Here is a 19,934-nt window from a genome sequence, read left to right on the forward strand (position 1 = left end):
GCTTTCTCAGACGCGGTTCACTGCGACGCCGGACACGGGATAGGGGTGTCCCAACGGGCCCTGTGCGATACGGTCCTGGATGATCTCGTAGGAGATCTCGGGATGGAACACCACAGACATGTCTGGCGCGGCCCCGCCATCCTCCTGCAGCGACTGGTCGCCGAAGACGGCACGCCACGGAAACTGCAGCAGCTGCATCGCAAGCGTCGCGGCATCCTTTCTGCTGCCGATATTGGTCTCATCTACCTCTGCGAGCCGGTTCATCAGCTCTCCGATGTGGACGACGCCAGGAGCACCCCTGCGGAACGGGACCGGGACGGTCTCGCTGAGACCGTCCCCGTTGGTGACATCGCGAGTGCGAGAAGTCATCGACACCCTGCCGCTGGGCGCCGTGGTGTCCTCGAATCCGAACTGCACGCCGGCGCGGGGCTCCTCCAGGTGCACGACCTCCGGCACGCCGTCGAAAAGGACGAGCAGGACGGCGGGCGCGAGGCGCTCGAAGCGGAGCACCTCCCGCTTTTGCATCGCGCGCTCCTGCGCGGCAGCATTGGCCGCGTTCCCCATTCCGACATGCTCGTCATCGGCATGCAGCGCACCGGTCAGCCGGAAATTGTCTCGGCCGTATCCGCGCACGGTCATCGCGGGCCATCCCGAAACTAGGCGCGAGCGGAGCAGGAATCCCGAGATCGGACCCGCTGGACCCGACGGGACGTTCGCGCCGCGCTCCCAGCCAGGCAAACGCACGAGTCGCTCTGCCTCATCGACTTCAGGGCGCAGCATCGGGTAGATCGCCTCCAGCGTCGCGCGATCCGCCGTCGTGACAGTGCCGACGGAGAGGGCACCCTCGACCAGGGCATCCGTCCACCCACGATCGACGTGGAAAAAGCGGATCGACTCCGGTGGGAGGAGCGTCGCATCGGCGACCAGATGGCTGAACGGAACAGCCTCCAACAGGCGCAGACGCGCAAGCCACAGCCGCAGCGCGCGCGGCGTTCGCCGTGGCCCAGGGTCCGGCGCGTCCTGTACCTCCTGTTCCGGTTCCATCGTGGCGAGGATGTGCGTGGTCATCTCCGCCACCGCGCTCACGAGCTGCGCGGTCGACAGCGTGAAGCTCATCTCATCCTCCCGAGAATGTCCGATATTTCGATACCGCCCGATTGGAGAGCATCCGCTCCCTCGATCAGCTCAGCGACGAGGCCCTCCATCGCGATGCGTGCCCCGGCGAGCTCGGCCGCCTGGTCGCGCTCGGCCCTCGCGAGCGGGGTCGAGGCCAGCTGCCTGGCGAGCTCTTCCGCCGGCACCGTCAGATCCACGTCCAGTGCCAGCCCCTTGGCGAGGCGCGTCGCCCTCGACCGGGTGAGTTTCGCCGTGTCGTCGCGCGCGAATCCCGCGTTCACGGCAGGCAGCGGCGACGCGATCTCGTCCGCCGAGGCATCGAGCGCCGACAGCAGCCCACGGATGAACTGCCTGCCGGTCGGCGCCTTCTCGAACCGATCAGGAGTCGGCCCCGGCAGGTCGATGCCGACCGCGATCGGTATCCCCTGCCGCAGCGGGTCGACCATTCGGATGCTTTCGCGCAGCGCGCTCGGCAACTGTGCGAAGACGTGGGCCTGGACCGCGGCGGTCGCAGCCGCGGCAAACTTCTCGCGCCGCCAGCGTGCAAGCAACGCGACGACTCCTGGCCTGCTGAGCGCCAGCAGGCGTCCGATCTCGAACGCTGAAGAGTAGGTGAGATCCTGCAGGCCGTCCGGGACGATCAGCCGCAGCTGGTCGGCGTGGTGCGCGAGGACCACCCGATCGGAGTCTCCTGGGGTGGGTCTCACACTCGGGTTCGGGATCAGCGGCCCGCGGAAATACGCCTGACTTTCGTCGCCGACGCGGGTCCGATAGGCGGTGACGATGTGGCCCGACTCGGTCACCAGCGGCAGCGGGCGGTTCGACGGCGGTTCGGTGAGGGTGGGCAGGTCCTTGGTGCGCGGTCCGCCATCCGGGTCCTCTGGTGCAGACGCGACATCGCCGAGCAGCCGAGAGGAGACCTCGTTCGCAAGCGTTGCGAAATCGCCGTCGCCGTCGCAGGTGAACGACCAGGACGTCAGCACCGGGAAATGCCGCACCGTATCGAGCAGCTCGTAGGGGAAGTTGAGCATGCCGAGAAGTGGCTGCGCAGAAACGCTCGTCACGCCCGCTGTGACCGGAACAGTCATCGACACGTCGCGCTTGGTGCCCGCAGCCCACGCTGCGCCGGTGTTCGCCACCGCGTATCCCGCGACCGCCTCGGCTGCGGCGACGGAGCCGACCTGCGTCGCCCCCATTACTGCGGCATCCACGCTGACGGGGTGAGTATTGGCGAGCACCTGTGTGAACTCGCCGATGTCGAAGACCACGCTGAACGGGTCGAAGGAGTTCTCGACGGCTGGGTCGTCCGGCAGGTGCGCGGTCTGCGAATCGATGTTGATGAGGCACGCGGTGTACGTCACGCCCGCCTGCGGCAGACGATTGCACAGAATCACTGCGAGCCAGCCGTCATCGTCGCCGATGGCGAGTTCGGTGTCGCTCATGTCGACTTCACGCACGTGCGTGAGCAGCGGCAGGTCGTCTGCGGTCGGGAAGGTCCTGGTGACGACGGACTGCGGAACCTTGAGATAGGTGCCCTTCGGAGTGTCGAACACGTCCGGATGCGGCAGGGTCGTCCCTGACGTCACGCACTCCGCGATCGGTCGGTCGACGACAATCGTTCCCTCCCCTGGGCCGATGAGCACCAGGGCGAGCCATGGCATTGGCGCTCCCCCCTGCCCCGGCGGCATGGACCACTCCCACGGCAGCGTGCGCCGCTTGATCACGATCTGCGGCAACCGCCTGCTGTACGCGCCACGAGAGCCTGAGGGCGGATAGGTGGAGAGCACCTGGTCCGGCGGCAGCTGATATCGCGGTCCCTCGACGTCGAACGCCCCCTGCAACTGCTCGAACGTGCCGACCGGCGTGCCGATCGGCTGCGGGGCGGCTGCGGCTTTGTCCGCGACGTCGATGATCTCGATCTCGCCGTCGACGACGTACCTGCCGATCGTGATCGGCGGGAGGGCAGCCGGGTAGATGCGGAACGTTCCTGCCGGTGGCCTGCTCATGACTGCCTCCAACGGATGCGGGTGGTGCCCGCGCCGGATGCCGCGACCGGGCGATCGAGACCGGCGAGCCCGCGGGCGCCGATCGCGTTCGCGAGCCACCGCGCTGCGACCTCGGGATCGGATTGCACCCCCACCAGCGGAGCGGATGCCGCAAAGACCCCGGTGACATCGCGCCCATCTTCGACGGAGGCGTTGACCACGACGACGCCCGGCCCGCTCTGACGGATCGCGAAGACGAGCACCGAGGTTCCGTCGGTGTCCACGGTGACCAGCGGCGCACCGAGTGGTTCTGCGTTCTCCAGCCCGACCGCGACCCCGTCGGAACCCGAGCCGGTGACGCCCACCGCGATCGCGGCGATCGCGCGGTCCGCGGCGGGGGCCCTCAGCGTGGTGGTCGTGGGGGCGAGGTCTGCGGTGACGGCAGACGGCGTGGTCCACGAAGTGTCGACATCCGCCGCCGTGCGGGCGAAGACTCCGACCGCTGCGACAACGCATCCCACGCCGACCAATGAACCGGCGGTCGCCGAGGGCAGCATGCTGGTGTCGTGCCAGCCGCCGTGCACCGCGATGCCTGCGGTGGCAGGGGCATCCGGACCGGCGATGACCGTCAGGCCGCTCGCGCCGGCCGGAATAATGATCGCCTGTTCCCGCGTGTAGTGGGAATCGGAGAGCACGATGCCGCCGCCTCCGAAGCAAACGATCCGCGCGCCACCTTTCTCTACCCGCAGCGCGGGCCGCGCGGTGCGCCCGTCACGGGCCGCATCCGGAACCTCCAGCATCGCGACATCGCCGTCGCGGAGCGTCCATCCCCGATCCGTCAGCTCCTGCGAGGCCCCGCGCACGGTGCGAACGCTCCCGGGATCCGCCAGACGGGATGCCGTACTCGCGGCGGTCGCCGTAAAGACGGCGGCGGGCAACGGAGTGCTTGCGAGCACGGTCGCACCGGACACTCTGGCTGCGGAACCGGCCCGGATGAGCCTGGTGGGGATCGCGCCGTCCAGCGAGGACGCCACCGCGGCCACGCTCGGCGCCGTCATGCTGCGAGCAGCGGCCTTGCCTGCCAGCGTGGACATCAACGCCGCGGAGACGCTGGTGCCGCCGATAATCGCGGCCGCGACGCTGTCATGCAGCACGGGTGCCGTCATCACCGTGCGAATCCGGGCGGGACGAATCTGGTGCGCGGCCACCGGCGACACGGTGACGTTTGCGATCGCGGGCTCTGGTGTGAGCAGCCCCAGGTTCTGACCGAGCGATCCGAGCCGCACCGGGGCGGCGAGGGCGGCCCGCCAGTCCTGCGCCCTCAGGTGACCGATGCCGCCCCGATCCGCGAGCAGCCCCATGGCGATCGTGGTGTCATCGGCGCCTCCGGATGCTGCGCGCAGCGCCTGCACCGCATCCGAGGTCAACGCCGCGGCCTGTTGCATCGCCGTGCGCTGGAGGGCTGCGACCGAAGGCAGCAACGGCAGAACCCGCCGCCTGCCGGTGCGCACCTGCCGGTACTTGATCGCGGGCGGCAGCGGCGTCATCGCGATGACAGCTTCGACGTCGATGGAGATCGTGTTCGGCGCCTTCAGCAGATCGCCCTGAGGAACGGTCTCCTCGTCTGGTAGCGGCCCCCACACGCCGATCGGGAAGTCGCCGGTCGCGTGCGCTCCTGTCACACCTGGCAGCTCAAGGTAGTCGTTCGGATCGGACTCGTCGATCCCGCCGGAGGCGCTTCGCGCTCTTGCCCTCAGCGTCAAGCAGGTGAGAACCTGCCCCTTGCGCATGGGGGCGACGGCCATCGGCAGGATACCTGGCAGTGCGAGCGCGCCCGACGAGGTCACCGGTCCTTGGGCCGTCTTCAACGGCGCCCCGCGGTACCACGTGATCGGCACGGTCGAGGTGAGCGTCACCTGGAACTCCGCCACCACGCGGAACGGGCGATCGGGCTGCCCATCCGGAGACGCGGCCCCTCCATCGGCAGCTCCGCCCGCCGGCGGGATCGTGCCCTTGCCGGTGATGATGCTCAGTGCGCGCGCCGTGTTCGACCCGGCATCCTCAAGGTACTTCTCGAGGAACGTCGGCCAGTCCAGCGGCTTCGGCACGCTGACAGACGGTCCGATCTCCAGCGTCACCTCTGCCGGGCCGATCTCCAGGGTCGCGATCACGTGGAAGGGAGGACCGGTGAGAGTGACCCGCGCTCCGATGTGCACCGAGAGGGTGATCTTGCCGATCCACACGTCGATCGTGATGCCGGCGTCGATCGAGGCATAGATGGTGACGCTCAGCCAGAACGGATCGAAGTAGATGATGGCATCCGCTCCGAGCACGACGTGCGCCCAGGCAGGGCCGAGCTCGGCATGGATCTCGATCCGCACGCCAGCCATGAGCGCCTCGCTGGTCAGCGCGAAGTACGACTTGCCCATGATGACCACGAAGTCGCCAATGGAGACCTCGATGCCGAGGCGCGGGACGACCGGGTATCCCTCCCGCACGAAGTCGGGGTGGTAGCCGCCAATAGTCAGCACGAACTGACCCTTGTTGGGTCCGGCGAACCAGGCCGCGAACGCGAAGCCGCCGGTGAGCTTTACGCTCGGCAGCAGCAGCCAGGAGTTGTCGGTCAGCTGTGCCTGGACGAGGATGATGCCCTCACGGCTCGACACTCTGGCGACGAGGGCGAGTTCGATCGATACCAGCGTCAGCTGCGGACGCGGCAGCGCCATTCGGGCAAGGCCGAGGATGCTGAGCTCGAAGCCGTTTCCGAACTCAATGGCCACCACTACGATGCCGTCGACCAGCACAAAGCTGTTGAACGAGAGCCCTGCAGCGAACCAGAACGATCCTCGTTCCGGCGGGAACTTCCCTCGCATCGCCGCGATCTCCGCGAACGGATCGACGTCGGTGGCGGCGGAATCGAGCACACGGATGAGGGGGAATGTCGGGAACTCGTTCAGGTCGGGCGGAATCATTAGGCGCCGGTTGACGCCGAATCCGCCGGCGATGCCGGTGATGAAGAAGGCGGGCACGCCGCCGATCGGCCCGTTGACACCACCGATGAGGAAGAGTGAGAGGTACTGATCCGCGCCCTCCCCCACCTGCCCAAACCCGCCGTAGACGGTGAGCCCATACGTGCCAAATCGGGCGAGCAGCATGCCGAGGTACTCGGTGCCGCCTTCGAGGGGCTCGAACTTGCGCAGTCCGCCAGCGAGGGTGAGCCCACCCACATCGGCCGAGATCGCGAACCCTTCGACATCCACCGCCCAGGAGGACGGTTCGAACGGGCTGCCAGGCGCGCGATAGGTGAGGGAGAGATTATCGACGGCCGCCGCGAATCCGAACAGCGAGACGGCTCCGTCGACGAGGACGCTGATGCTGGTGATCGCGCCGGCCGCGGTCTTGACGTCCAGACCGACCTGTTCGAGATAGATCGGACCGAACTCGCGCTGCACCGTGAGCCACCACGGTCCCGGTGCGGTTCCCGCTCGGACGTCGACGGCGAGCGGCACACCCGGCTTCTTCAGAATGCTGAGCGACGGGCTGAACGCGGGCTTCGGCGCATCTTCGCCTGCGCCACCCGACGGCATGACGCCTTCTGCGATCGGATTGGATCCCTCGCCGCCGCCCGCACCGCCCAGTGCCAGCCCGAGGCCTTCCAGAGCAACGCTCACTCCACCGCCGAGCTTCACTCCGTCGGCGGTGTCTTGGATGCTCCCGTATGTGAGCAGCTGCACGGACTCGATGCGCAGGCCGGCATCCAGCAGCGGCCCGCTCACTCGGGAAAGCCGGATGCCGAGACCGCGCACCTCGATGCCGAGGGCGATCTCGACATCTGCTGCGCCGACGGTGATCATCGGCACGCGGATCCCGGCTGGACCACCATCCTCATCGTCGATCCACGCGGCATCCGCGACCAGGCTCACGACGACGTCGTCGCCGCCCAACGGCGTCTCGGCTGCGACATCGAGGCGGAGCCCGAGCAGCGTCCGCCCTGCGTCCGCCAGTTCCGCGAGGATGCCGACTCCGTAGCCGCCGCCGAGGGGCACTGCAGGCAGCGCGGGTGCGAGATTGGCGGCGAGCCGCCCGACACGCGCAAGGAGTGCGCCGGGCTCGTCGAGGTCATCGATGATGCCGAGATCGAGCCTGCCGCCGATGAGCACTACGCCCTCGATCACGTCGCGCAGCGGTGTGCCTGCAGGGGCGGGCATCGGCAGCGTGGTGTCGTCGAGAAAGTCGGAAACTTCCTCGAGTGAAAGCACCACGTCGGCGGCGAGCGAGAGCATGGTGCGCGCAAGCGCGGCTGCCACCGCTTCTGCCTCTTCGAGCACTCCGCCACTCGCGGCGAGGAGCGTGTCTGGATCGATCTCACCGATCTCAGCCACCAGCGCAAAGACGAATGCGGCAGTGCCCGTCCGCGTCAGCCGGGCGATGACCCGCGACTCATCGCTCGCGGCCAGGCCGACCTCGATCGCGGTGGCGGCCGGGGTCCACGAGAATCGGGCGAGCGGGGTGAGCATGACCGGCCCGATCGGAATCTGGGTGGGGCCGATCACCGCACTCACGCGCTGCACGCCGACCGGGGTGATCCTGGCGCCGCCGCGGATCGCACCGAGCACCGGGATGCTGTCGCAGGCAACGTCGATCGAGATCGCACCCGCCGAGGTTTCCCATTCCAGCCGCACTCGGGCCTCGGCTGGTCCCGCTTCGATCGCGAGCACGCCACCGGTGACGGTGACCTCGAACAGGTCTCCGACGTCGAACAGCGCCTCCGCTGCGTCCCGCAGCAGGCCGAGCGATTCGCCCACCGCAGCGCCGAGCGCCGCCTGCAGTGCGGCGGTCGGGGCGGTCACGAACGCCGCGAACCTTGTCGCATCGAACGTCGTGATCCCGCTGGCCGCTGTGGCGAGCCCGAGGGCACGCCCCGCGGTCGCGACGACCCGCGCGGCAATCTCGAGGGCGTCGTCCGGTGCGCTGGCGGAGTCGTGGGACGCGAGGGCGTCGAGCAGTCGCGGCAGGGCGGCAACGGCGGCCGTGGTGGCGAGGTCGACGGCGGAGCCGACACCGTGGCCGCCCGGGTATAGCGGGAATGCGGCGCCGCCGGCGCGACGAAGCGTGACCGCGAGGCCGATGGCGTCGCCGACACCGCCCGCCTGCGCACCCAGCGTCACATCGAGCGAGCCCTCGGCGGTGCCGACCGTGAGCGTCGCCTCCGGCACCACCACCCCATCCGCCCGGACGAGGGCCGCTCCGGTGAGACCAAGGACGAAGCCAGGCGCCGCTCCCGAGAAGCGTGCAGCGTCGACCTCGACGCCCACACGGAGCACCCCGTCGACGGTGCGTGCGGTGAGATCGAACCCGTCGACGAGGCTCAGCCGGCCAGGAGTCGTGGTGATGCCGGCAAGGGATGCCGCGGCATCCAGCAGCTGCGGGAGCGCATCCGCCGCACCGCCGACCTGATCGCTCAGCCACCCCGCCGGATCCGCGATGAGTCCGCCCGGCCAGACGAGGCGGTCGCGGTCGAGAAGCCCCACGGCGCCGAGCAGGCCATCGACCAGCCCCCGCTCGGGCGAGCCGGAGCCGAGCGTCCCCCGCAACGCTCGGGTGGCGACGGCCAGCGCCGCATCCCGCGCGAACGTGAGCGCCAGCTCGCCGATCCGCAGCCCAGACGCGAGAGCCGCCTCCTGTGGCCACAGCGAGATCGCTTCGCCAAAGGCGTCGTACGCGAGGCCCGCAGACACCACGAGCTCGTCGCCGCCAGCAAGCGTCGCCTCGATCTCGAGGCCGCCCGCCCAGCCGAGCCCGAGACCGAGCGAAACGCCGCCGCGCGATGCGGAGAGCTCCAGCGAGATGCGCGGAGCCGCCGCATCCGCAGACGCGACCTCGGCGTGCGCGCCTTCCGTATGCACAGTGAGCATGCGGGCCGAGAGGTCGATGCTCGCCACTGCGGGGCCGGCGTGCACTTCGACCGTGGCACCCGCGTCCGTCCGCGTATCGCCGACCGCGTCACGGAGGGCCGCGGCGAGCGCAGACGGCGCACTCGCGAGCGCCGTCTGCAGCACGGCACCGGGGTCAGACAGGAAGGTCGTGAGCGTGACCGCGTCGAACCCGCCGTCTGGGCCGATGAGTCCCAGGGTGCGCAGCAGGTCCAGCGCCGCACGGGCCGCGGTGTCGGCGACAGCGCCTGGCGCGCCCGCAGCAGACGAGGCGACTTCACCGGCAGCGCGGCGCAGCGCGGTCGCGAGCTCGCCGAGCAGTGCCCGCGCCTCCGGCAGCAGGGCACCGGTGTCGGACAGATCAATGACCCAGCGTGCGCGGCGCACACCGAACACGAACGCGTCGTGCAGGATGAGTCGGCCGTTGCCGCGCGGTGCGGCTGCGCCGCTCCCGCCCACGGCCGGGAGCGGGATCTCCGCCTCGAGCGTGACCGCGCGCAGCCCGAACGGCCGTGGCCCAGGCGCACGCCCCGGGTCCGGTCCCCCGATGAGCCAGCGTCCGTCCGCCCAGAGGCGAAGTCGCGGCGCGATGCGACGCGGGATGTCTCCGCCGGCGAGTGCCGCACTCGCGAAGGCTGCGAGATCGAGGTCCGTGTCGAGCTTCGCCCGCAGCCCGCCCGGCTGATCCCCCCACGCGAGCGGGATCCGCACGCCGAGTCGCGAGAGCGCGGCTTCCGCCGTAGCCGGTACCGCCCGCACAGCGCTACGTACATCGAGCGCGCGGCGCACGAGCGCCGTGATGGCCTCGCGCACCGCATCGGCGTCGATCCGGCCGACGATCGCGCGGACGTCCAGCCCTGCGGGAAGCGCACGCACCGGCGCCGACAGCTCTGTCAATGGATCGCCGCGCACATCGCGGCCGAGGAGTGCGGCGACGAGGTCGCGTCCTCGCCTCACCGCAGCATCCGCCACCGCATCCAGGGGTTCCCCGTCATCGCCGAGGTCGGCGAGCGAGGCAAGCAGTCGGAGGCCCTGGGAAGCCGGCCCTGAGTCCAGGTCGCCGAGGGCGAGCGGGCTCCACGGTGTGCCGACCGTCACCACGCTGGCGACGTCGCTCCCGGCGGCTGCGGCGACCGCAACGCGTCCGGCTGCGCCTCCTGCGACGATGACGACGGGGTCCCCACCGGACGAAAGCGCGGCGAGCGCAGGGGCGAGCCGCGCCACCTGCGCGTCGAATCCGGAGTCCGCCGTCACCACCGCGCCCTGGACACTGCTCGCTCCTTTGCCCGCAAGGCGCACCACGGTGATGCCGACGGGGGCGACGCCGGGCAGCGGGAAGGATGCCGCGGGCGCCCCGGCCGCAGTCAGGTCGACATCGAGTTCGATCGCGGCGTCGCCCCGCGCGGGCAACAGTGTGGGCTCACCCTCCGCTTCGACGCCGACCAGCACGAGGCGCGCCGGCGCCGAGCCGAGCACGCTGGCCACGGCGTCGCGCACTCCGGCGCCGTCCAGCGGCATCCCGTGCACGAGACCGTCGATGCGGGTGAGATCCAGCCCCGTCGGCAGCGCGGCCGTCGCGACGGCGACGACGCCGTCGGTGTCCGCCCAGCGCGCGACGAGCCCCTCAATCATGTCCGGACCGAGCGAACGCCCCGCGAGCAGGTCGGCGAGGACGTTGTCGATCCCGGCGTCGACAGCGAGCCCCTCCAGCAGCTCGGTCGACGAGGGCAGTGCGTCGCCGGGTGTCCAGCCGTTCAGGATGCCGGTGACGCGCGAGACGAGCCGCTGGGCGTCCTCCCCGGCGACGCCAGCGAGGAGCTCGATACCCGGCAGGACGAATCGCAGCGGATCGTCCGCGAGTCCCGCAGCGTCTGGAATGTCGAGGCCGACGAGCCTCCCCACGCGAGCGACCGCCCCGATGAGCCGATCAGGATCGGTGACCTCGCCCGCGGCGGGGTCGATGCCGAAGGCAGCAGCGCACCAGCGCCGCAGTTCCGTGGCGGGGTCGGCGACCAGCGCGGCGATCGACAGCGTCTCTCCGCCGGGCGCGCCCCCTCCGCCGGCGTCACCCCAGGCGACAAGGTCGCGCAGGGCGACGAGCGCATCGGAGCCCGCAGCCGTGAGAATCCCCGCACCGAGGTGCTCGACCGCGGTGGCGAGGGCGACAGATGCCGCATCGCCCCACGCGGCTGCGGCATCCACTGCCTGCTCGGCGAGAACGTGCGCGGCATCCATCGCCGCATCCGCAACGGCCTGCTCTGCGACCTCCGCGAGCGGGGTGGCTCCACCCGCGAGTACCCCTGCCGCGTGAAGGGTGTCCAGGTCGACAGTGACCGACCCGATGCGCAGTTCCGCCTCCCGCAGCCAGGGTGTGACGGCAGGATCCGCCCCTGGACGCCAGCGGACGCGGGCGCCGAGTCCCCGGGTGCGCACCGAGACCTGCTCGTCACCGAGCTCGATCGGAGATGCTCCGGACGGCACCACCGATACGGCGGCGGCGAGGTCGCCGAGCACGGATGCCGACGGATGCGACGGATCCAGGTCCGCACGCAGCAGAGCCACCCGCGCGTCGAAGGCGAAATCGATCGATGGTTGCAGCTCCTGGTCGACATGAGCCGAGAGCGCGACGGCGATGCGGGTTCCGACGCGGACGAGCTCCAGCACGAGGCCGGGCACGAGCATGAGTCGATAGGGGTCTTTGGGGGTTCCGGTGCCTTCGACAGGCAGTGCACGGCCCGCGTCGGAGGCGAACGCGTCGCGCAGCTGCTCGAGCACGCCCCGCACGATGACCGGTGTCTCGTCGAACAGTTCCAGCCACCGGTCCCTGATGGCGCCGATCGGATCGGACAGCAACCGCACCGGGTCGATCTGCGGTGTCGTACCGCCGTCCAGCCCGACGAGTCGGCCGAGCACGCCGCCCACGTCACCGAGCTGGTCGAGCAGCACCTCCGCGGCGTCGCCGAGCACCGTGCCGCCTGCGGCCGCGAGCGCGTCGCCATTCGACAGATCGAGCACGTCGTAAGGCGTCGTCCCCACGACGGCGTTGCGGGCTGCGAGCACGAACTGCGGTGTGCGGTCTGCGGTGAGCGCAAAACCAGCGGTGATGCTGCCCACGCCGATCGACAACCCGCCGACGCTCTGGGTAGGAAGGAGCGGTCCGCCCTCCCCCGCGATTGTGGCGACGACGCGAAGGCTGGGCAGCGCGACGGCAGCCCCCGATGCCAGATCGAGCGAGATCGGTTCGACCTCGGCGGCGAGCTCGACACCGGCCGCTGCGGCCGCGACGATCGCGATCACCGGCGTCACCACGGGGAGTCCGGCGGCTCCGGGAGCAGTGCGCACGGCGACGCGCAGCCGGACCGTGCTCGTGAGGTCGACGTCGACCGCCGGTAGTCCATGGAGTGTCGACGATGTGCCGCCCAGCAGCGTCCGCAGATGCGCGAACCAGGCATCGCCGGAACCGCCAGACAGCGCGAGACCCCACCACCGTGCGAGCGCACCAGGGCCTTCCGCTACGAGTTGCGCAATCGGGAAATCGGGGACGCCGTCGGCTGCGACGAGACCGAACAGCCCGCCGAGCGCGCGCACCGGGTCACTCCCACCGAGCCCGTCCAGTTGCGCACTCACCAGCCCCATCACGAACTGCAGCAGCGAATCGCCAAGATCCGCGAGAGAGTCGGGCGCGACGACCACGTCGACGGGTTCAGCGGCCCCCGGCATCCGCAGACCGCGCAGCGCCAGGTCGAGGTCGGGAAGCGCGCCGTCGGTGGGGATGCGCAGCGTCAGCTCGGCCGCCCCGAGGCTGAGCCCGCCGGGACCTGGGGCTGCTCCCGTCGGCAGGTCGATGCCGACGTCGAGGCGGATCACGCCGTGCTCGGTGCCGAGCAGGAGCGGCTCGGTGGACTCTGGCCCTCCGCCGGACGGGGGCTCTCCGGATGCCGCGAACAGCGGCACTTCCAAGTCCAGGCGTCCGCCGACCTCCGTCGCGGAACCTGCCAGCCGCACCCGCACGAGCAGCCCGATATCGAGGAGTTCTGCGCGCTCGGTGAGCGTGCCGAAGACCTTGACGACGCCGATATCTGCGATCGGCATCAGGGTGCGATCGCCCTCCGCCGTGGCATCCTCACCGCCGAGCAGAGTGTCGATCACCTCGATGAGCGCCGCGCGCTGCTCCGGGTCAGAGAGCATCGTCTTGAGGTGAGTGTCCGGCTGAGAGAACCAGCCCGGTTTCGTGACGCCGAGGGCTGTCGCAATCCCACCGATGTCGCCGAAGAGATCGCTCATCTGCGTGCCTGCGCCATGCCGAGGCCCATCCGGTCGAAGGTGTGGCGTGCTTGGACGCCGAGCGAGAAGCCACCCGAAGTGGCGAACCACCGGCTGGGCACGAGCGCGGCACCGTCCTCGTCGTGACCGAGAGTCGAGCCCATCGCTGCAGACACGTCGATCAGCGCCCGCCAGGCAAACGCAGTGAGGGCATCTGCCCAACGCTGGGTGACTACGTCAGGGCCGCGCGGCGGCGTCGCCGCGAGCATCGCCCCGGTCGGCCGCTCCACAGTGCCGACCACAAGGTCCACCCACACTCTCGCCCTGTGGCCGCCGCGCGCCGGCAGCTCGTCACACGCGACTTCGACGGAGACCGTGACGACGCCCTCTGCTGTGTCAACCCGCACGGTGTCAAGCAGTACGAGCAGCGCATCCGGCCCATCTCGCCACAGCACAGCGTGCGGGGCATCCTGCTCATCCCCGCGGAACCCGACTGAGCGCCAGGCGCTCTGCGCCGCAGCCGCCTGGATAAGCGCGGACATGCGCTTCTTCTCCAGCGGCACCGGTGCCGATTCCTCGCCCGGAGCGAGCGGGGTGGGAAGGACGTCTGGGCAATGCGTGCGCAGATACTCGACCGCTTCACGGCATCCACGCGAAAGCGGGCCGTCGTCTAGCTCGGGCGGTGCGTGGTATCGGTGAGTGCACTGCGGCAGATCCGCCAGACGCAGGCCCTTGCCCGCTTCCGCACGCAGGTATGCCGTGCCCCGTTCGTTGACCGCGACCAGCAGCGGCACATACAGGGGTGGTCCGGAATGCGTCAGCGGCGGCGGACCCTGCAGAACGAAACGCAGGCCGCTGCGCGCGAGTGCGACGGCCTCGGCCAGCGGCAGATGCCACTGCCGGCCCCGCGCATCGATTCCTCCGATGGAGTCGATCGCACGCCCGTCGTCGCTGCCGTCCGGCACCCTGCACCGGACGATCAGTGAAGTGGTTGTGACGCCGTCCCCCAGCCCCCCGGCGCCGAAATCATCACCCATGATGAGGTTCTTCTTTCGCGAGAACGACGCCAGGGTACACCCGGGCCGCCTCGCGCAACAGGGGAACGCGGAAACTCACCTACCGCGGGTTGTTACGCCTCGGCGAGTTTCACCTCCTGCGTCCTTCCCGGATGCGACGCCCGGCGTAACAGTGCGACATACTCTCAGGATCGACGCAGCAGCCCGGCGTGCGAAGGGTTCTGCTCGAACCATTCGGCCACGTACCAGCAGACCGGATCGACCCTGCGCTCCCCTCGACTCTCGATGTCGGCGACAGCCCCGGCGACCACACGTGCCGCATGCCCGTGCCCGCGGAAAGTCGGGATTGTGAAGGCTCTGGTGAGCGCGATCGTCTTCCCGTCGTCGCGATAGTCAAGAGCGCTGACGAGCACTCCATCGCGCATCAGCGTGTAGCGCGAAGCATCCTTCTCATCAGTGAGGATGAAGCCGTCGATGGTGCTCGAAATGGTCACATCTCCACGCTATATCTCAAAGTCACGCGGGGACTCGTTTTGACACGGTGTGACTTCGTCAGTAATAATCCACCCATGACCACCAACGCACGCCCTTTGTCCGCCCAGGAGGCGAACAGGACTGCCGGGATGATGATGCCCGGCTGCGTTGGCATGTGTTGCCGAATGTGTAGCTGACCCCAGCCGCCCCGCCCGGCTCGACGAATTTCGCGATCTGCGACGTCTGAGCCACCGAGCACCCACCTGCGTGCTCGCTCCCGGCCCTCCCGGTCATTCACGCAACACATTCGAGCCGTATCGGCTCACCCTTCGCAAGGACTCATCATCATGTCGAACTCTGCACTCCTCGAGCGTCCCGCCACCCGCACCTCTCACCTCCGTGCTGTTGCGCCCATCACCGAGCAGCCTGCTCCCGCTCCCGTTGCCACCGCTGATCTTCCTGCTACCCGTTCTCCTCGCGGCTTCGCCCTGTACGTCGGCCTCGACGAGATCAAGGCCGCCGAAGCCGGCGTCAGCCTGCCGCTTCTCGTCGACGCACTCCGTCGCACACTCGCCGAGCTCGCTCCCGGCGCTGAGACGCACGCTACCGTCGCTCTCGCGCCGCACGGTTCGGGTGGTCGTGACCTTGACGTCGTCCGCCTCGCTCTGCAGGAGCCCGGTGCGATCGCTCGCACCAAGGCCGCAGAGGAAGAAGAGCAGGATGAGAACTACGGCGTCACCGTAGACATCTCCCGCAAGCGTGTTCTGATCGACGGCGATTCCGCTGCGTTCACCTACAAGGAGTTCGAACTGCTGCAGTACCTCGTACTTCGCGAGGGCCGCACGATCGAGCGCACCGAACTGGTGGGCGCACTCTGGCAGTCGCCGGATGACGAGACCCCCGGCGAGCGCACCATCGATGTGCACGTGCGTCGCCTGCGCGCCAAGCTCGGCCGCTACGAGGACATCGTGCGCACCGTGCGTGGCGTCGGCTACCGCTTCGACCGTCACGCCGACGTCGTCATCCGTTACGGCCACGGCACGCCTTCGCCTGACCGCTTCTGAGTTCAGCCAGCCGTGGGTTCTGTCGGACGTGCCGCGTAGGGTGTTCGCATGTCGATGACAGCGGATGCCGTGCCTGCAGTGCTGCCAGCGCCGTTGCAGACGACGTACCACCCCGCACATCCACTGAACCTCTTCCGCACGGTTGGCGTACTCATGCGCGGGCCGAAGGATCCGACGATGCTCGTCGATGGCGTGGCACTGTGGCGCGCCAGCCGCACGCCCGAAGGCATCGCCACCCTGGCGCTGCGGCAAAGCGGCGAGGGCATCCATGCCACGGCGTGGGGCCCTGGCGCATCCTGGGTGCTCGAACAGCTGCCCGTGCTCTGCGGCGCTGACGACGATGCGAGCGGATTCGACGTGTCGGGGCATCCGATTCTCGCCGACATCGCCCGTCGAACTATCGGCAGCCGCCTCACCCGCACCGACCTGGTCTTCGACGCGCTGGTGAGTGCCACGATCGAGCAGAAGGTCACCTCGCTGCAAGCCTTCGGTGCCTGGCGCGTGCTCATCACCCGCTTCGGCGAGCGCGCCCCTGGTCCGACGCCGCGACCGATGTTCGCACCGCCCACGATCGATGGGTGGCGCGGCATCCCTTCCTGGGCATGGCATCGCGCCGGTGTCGAACCGCCGCAGTCCCGCGCGATCGTCCGCGCGGCGGAGCGCGGGCAGCGCATCGCCGATGCCGTGATCGCAGCCGAGACCGGCGCCGACCGAGACCGCATCCTCACCAGCCTGCCCGGAATCGGCGCGTGGACAGCGGCCGAGACCCGCATCCGCGCGCTCGGCGACCCCGATGCGGTCAGCATCGGCGACTACCACCTCGCCCACGAGGTCGGCTTCGCCCTCACCGGTTCCCGCGTCGACGACGACGGGATGCTGGAGCTCCTCGCTCCCTGGGCAGGCCACCGTCAGCGCGTCATCCGTCTCATCCTCGCCGGCGGTCCACGCGAAGCCCGCCGCGGGCCGCGCCTGGCGCCCGAGGACCATCGCACGCGCTGACCACTGGGCTGACCACTGGGCTGACCACTAGGCTGGCCGCATGGCAGCGACGAAGAAACAGCGGTGGACGTGGCTTGGTGGCACCATCGCCCTGATCGTACTCGGCGTGGTGATCGGACTCATCCTGCAGAACGTGTGGCTCGGTCTGCTGCTCGCTGTGATCGTCTCATTGGTCTGGCTGATTGCGGCCGAGTCGAAAAAGGGCGGCAACAGCGGCGTCAACGACGAGTCCCGCGGCATCGAGTTGTAGCGCTCAGTAATACACCGCAAGCCGCCCCCGCGGCCCGTCGATCACCTGCACCTCGGTGTCGAAGACGCTGCTGAGCACGGCATCCGTCATGATCTCGTCCGGCGTGCCGAACTGCACGATCTTGCCTTCCTTCACCGCGCAGATGTGATCCGCATAGTGACCGGCGAAGTTGATGTCGTGCAGCACGATCACGATCGTGCGACCCAGCTCTGCGGCTGCGCGTTTGAGGTGCTGCATCATCTGCACCGAGTGCCGCATGTCGAGGTTGTTCAGCGGTTCGTCGAGCAAAACGTAGTCGGTGTCCTGAGCGAGCACCATCGCCACATACGCCCGCTGTCGCTGGCCGCCTGACAGCTCGTCGAGATAGCGCGACTCCAGGTCGGAGAGACCGAGGAAGTCGATCGCCTCGCTGATGACTCGCTCGTCGTCCACATTGAGGCGCCCCTTGGAGTGCGGGAAACGTCCGAATCCCACCAGTTGGCGCACCGTCAGCCGCGTGATGAAGTGGTTCTCCTGACGCAGCACCGAGACGATCTTGGCAAGGTCCTTCGACGGCGTGCTGACGACGTCGAATCCGCCGATCTCGATCGTGCCGGCATCCAGACCCAGAAGTCGACCGATCATGGTCAGCAGGGTCGACTTTCCGGCGCCGTTGGGTCCGACCAGCGCGGTCACTCCCCCGGCCGGAATCTGCAGGTTGACCGGCCCGATCGCGACTTCGTCGCTGTAGTCTTTGCGTACGTCGGTGAGGTTGATCACAGCCGACCCTTTCTGAGGATCACGATGAGGAAGAGAATGCCGCCGACGAACTCGATGATGATCGAGACAACGCCCTGCGCGTAGAAAAGGTTCTTCATGACGAACGTGGCACCGGCAAGCACCACGAACCCGATCAGCACCGAAATCGGGAAGATGTAGCGGTGGTCGTAGGTGTCGGCGAACTGATACGCCAGTGTCGCCACGAGGAAACCGAGGAAGGTCATCGGCCCCACGAGCGCGGTCGACACCGCCATCAGGATCGATACCAGCAGCAGCGTCCGGATGAGTTCGCGCCGATGATTCAGGCCCAGGTTCATCGCGATGTCTTTGCCGAGGGCGAGCAGGTTGAGCCGCCTGGCGTTCGTCCACAGCAGGATGCCCGCGACCAGGCACAGCGGGATCGCGATCGGCAACTGTTCGGGGTCGGCATTGGAGATGCTGCCGAACATCTGCGCGGTGAGCACGTCGAACTCACTCGGAGTGAGCAGACGCTGCATGAATGCCGACACCGATCCGAGACCGCCGCCGATGATGATGCCGACCAGCAGCATGACCTGCAGGTTCGCGTAGCGTCCCGACAGCAGCCAGCCGTACAGCAGCACCGATAGTCCGACCATCAGGGCGATTTGCAGGACGAACTGCAGATTTCCCTGCAGCGCCACCAGCCCACTGATTCCGAGGAAGTACACCGCGGCGGTCTGCACTGCGATGAAGAGCGCCTCGAACCCCATCAGCGACGGAGTGATGATGCGATTCTCCGTGACAGTCTGAAAACTCACGGTGGCGATCGCCTGGCAGAAGGCGACGATGATCATCACCACAATGCTCGTGCCGCGCATCTGCGTGATGCGCCAGAACCCGTCTGTGCCGAAGGGCACCGGGTTGTCCCACACCAGGATGCCGATTCCGAACGCCACTGCCAGCACGATCAGGATGGTGAGAACCGTGAAGTACTTGCGCCGCGCGCGCCCATGCGGAAGCGGTCCTGCACGGCGCTCGGCGGGAGGACGATGCAGCGGCGTGGTGCCACGCAGAGCCCTAAGCACGACGACGCTGCTTCAGCAGGAGCGCGATGAATACGACCGATCCGACGACGCCGAGGATGAGCGAGACCGGCACCTCGAACGGCATGATGATGGTACGGCCGATGATGTCGCACACCGTGACGATGGCGATGCCGAGCAGGCACACCCACGGCAGGTTGCTGCGCAGGTCGTCGCCCCTGACCATCGAGATGATGTTCGGCACGATGAGCCCGAGGAAGGGGAGGTTGCCGACGATCACGGTGACGACGCCGGTGGCGACGGCGATGAGTGCGGTGCCGAGGAGCACGACGCGGTTGTAGTTGACTCCGATGTTGGTGGAGATTTCCTCGCCGAGACCGGCGACGGTGAATCTGTCGGCGACGATGAAGATGACGACGCCGACGATCGCGACGATCCACAGGGCTTCATACTGTCCGCGCAGCACCGAGGTGAAGCTACCGGCGAACCAGATGCCGAGGCTCTGGAGCATGTCGGTTTGGAGGGCGATGAAGGTGGACACCGCCCCCACGACAGCTCCGAGCATGATGCCCACGATGGGGACGATCAGCGAAGAACGCAGCGACACTCGGCGCAGGAACAGGAAGAAGACCATGGTGCCGATGAACGCCGCGATGATGGCGCCGGTCATCTTGGGCACGATGCCAGCGGTCGGCGCGATGATCATCACGGCGAGCAGCCCGAGGCCTGCCCATTCGGTAGTTCCTGTGGTCGTCGGTTCGACGAAGCGGTTCTGTGTGAGCAGTTGCATCACCAGTCCGGACATGGCCATCGCTGCACCGGCGAGCATGAGCGCAGCCGTACGCGGAATCCGAGTAATGGCGAACATCTCGGCTCCGTCATCGGCACCGAAGATGTCATACACCCCGACGAACAGCGACGCGACCAGCAGCAGCGCAACGATCACAATGCCGATCAGGAGCGTGGGGTCGAATAATCTGCCGCGCGTGCGCGGCTGTGGGCTCAGTGTCGATCGCATCATGGTGTTTCAGTAGATTCTCTCGCATAAACGGGGGCCGCCATCGCCTCGAC

11 protein-coding genes are annotated in these 19,934 nt (G+C 68.6%); 3 read left to right on the top strand and 8 right to left on the bottom strand.

Going from position 1 to position 19,934, the window contains the following annotated elements; genetic code table 11:
- Positions 1-6: 6 nt before the first annotated feature.
- The 5 genes from ACSU1G_RS18380 to ACSU1G_RS18400 form a co-directional block, all read right to left on the bottom strand.
- Complete coding sequence (locus ACSU1G_RS18380) at positions 7-1,116, bottom strand: hypothetical protein (RefSeq protein WP_439281422.1); 1,110 nt, start codon at positions 1,114-1,116, stop codon at positions 7-9.
- Positions 1,113-3,122, bottom strand: a complete 2,010-nt coding sequence (locus tag ACSU1G_RS18385; protein WP_439281423.1) for a hypothetical protein — start codon at positions 3,120-3,122, stop codon at positions 1,113-1,115. The genes ACSU1G_RS18380 and ACSU1G_RS18385 overlap by 4 nt, the downstream gene beginning before the upstream one ends.
- Positions 3,119-13,318, bottom strand: coding sequence for a DUF6603 domain-containing protein (locus ACSU1G_RS18390; protein ID WP_439281424.1), 10,200 nt, complete (start codon positions 13,316-13,318; stop codon positions 3,119-3,121). The genes ACSU1G_RS18385 and ACSU1G_RS18390 overlap by 4 nt, the downstream gene beginning before the upstream one ends.
- A complete protein-coding gene (locus ACSU1G_RS18395) occupies positions 13,315-14,334 on the bottom strand; it encodes a hypothetical protein (RefSeq protein WP_439281425.1) in 1,020 nt (339 codons plus the stop codon). Before ACSU1G_RS18395 ends, ACSU1G_RS18390 begins: the two co-directional genes overlap by 4 nt.
- Before the next feature lie 164 nt (positions 14,335-14,498).
- A complete protein-coding gene (locus tag ACSU1G_RS18400) occupies positions 14,499-14,807 on the bottom strand; it encodes a GNAT family N-acetyltransferase (protein WP_439281426.1) in 309 nt (102 codons plus the stop codon).
- Between the two features lie 327 nt (positions 14,808-15,134).
- Between ACSU1G_RS18400 and ACSU1G_RS18405 the strand changes: the two genes are divergently transcribed.
- The 3 genes from ACSU1G_RS18405 to ACSU1G_RS18415 are packed head-to-tail and all read left to right on the top strand — an operon-like array spanning position 15,135 to position 17,100.
- Complete coding sequence (locus tag ACSU1G_RS18405; protein WP_439281427.1) at positions 15,135-15,851, top strand: winged helix-turn-helix domain-containing protein; 717 nt, start codon at positions 15,135-15,137, stop codon at positions 15,849-15,851.
- Between the two features lie 48 nt (positions 15,852-15,899).
- Positions 15,900-16,850 carry a DNA-3-methyladenine glycosylase family protein gene (locus ACSU1G_RS18410; RefSeq protein WP_439281428.1) on the top strand — a complete coding sequence of 317 codons (951 nt, stop codon included), beginning with the start codon at positions 15,900-15,902 and terminating at the stop codon, positions 16,848-16,850.
- Positions 16,851-16,890: 40 nt separating this feature from the next.
- A complete protein-coding gene (locus ACSU1G_RS18415; RefSeq protein ID WP_439281429.1) occupies positions 16,891-17,100 on the top strand; it encodes a hypothetical protein in 210 nt (69 codons plus the stop codon).
- A gap of 3 nt (positions 17,101-17,103) precedes the next feature.
- On the opposite strand, the gene ACSU1G_RS18420 is transcribed toward ACSU1G_RS18415, so the two are convergent.
- From ACSU1G_RS18420 to ACSU1G_RS18430, 3 genes are read right to left on the bottom strand one after another with little or no spacing between them, the layout of a single operon-like run.
- Positions 17,104-17,859: an iron ABC transporter ATP-binding protein gene (locus ACSU1G_RS18420; RefSeq protein WP_439281430.1), complete on the bottom strand. Its 756-nt coding sequence runs from the start codon at positions 17,857-17,859 to the stop codon at positions 17,104-17,106.
- On the bottom strand, positions 17,856-18,905 hold the full coding sequence (locus tag ACSU1G_RS18425) for an iron chelate uptake ABC transporter family permease subunit (RefSeq protein WP_439281431.1): 1,050 nt from the start codon (positions 18,903-18,905) through the stop codon (positions 17,856-17,858). The genes ACSU1G_RS18420 and ACSU1G_RS18425 overlap by 4 nt, the downstream gene beginning before the upstream one ends.
- Positions 18,898-19,881: an ABC transporter permease gene (locus ACSU1G_RS18430; protein WP_439281641.1), complete on the bottom strand. Its 984-nt coding sequence runs from the start codon at positions 19,879-19,881 to the stop codon at positions 18,898-18,900. Before ACSU1G_RS18430 ends, ACSU1G_RS18425 begins: the two co-directional genes overlap by 8 nt.
- Positions 19,882-19,934 lie beyond the last annotated feature (53 nt).

The sequence above is a fragment of the Microbacterium sp. A93 genome (assembly GCF_051842835.1).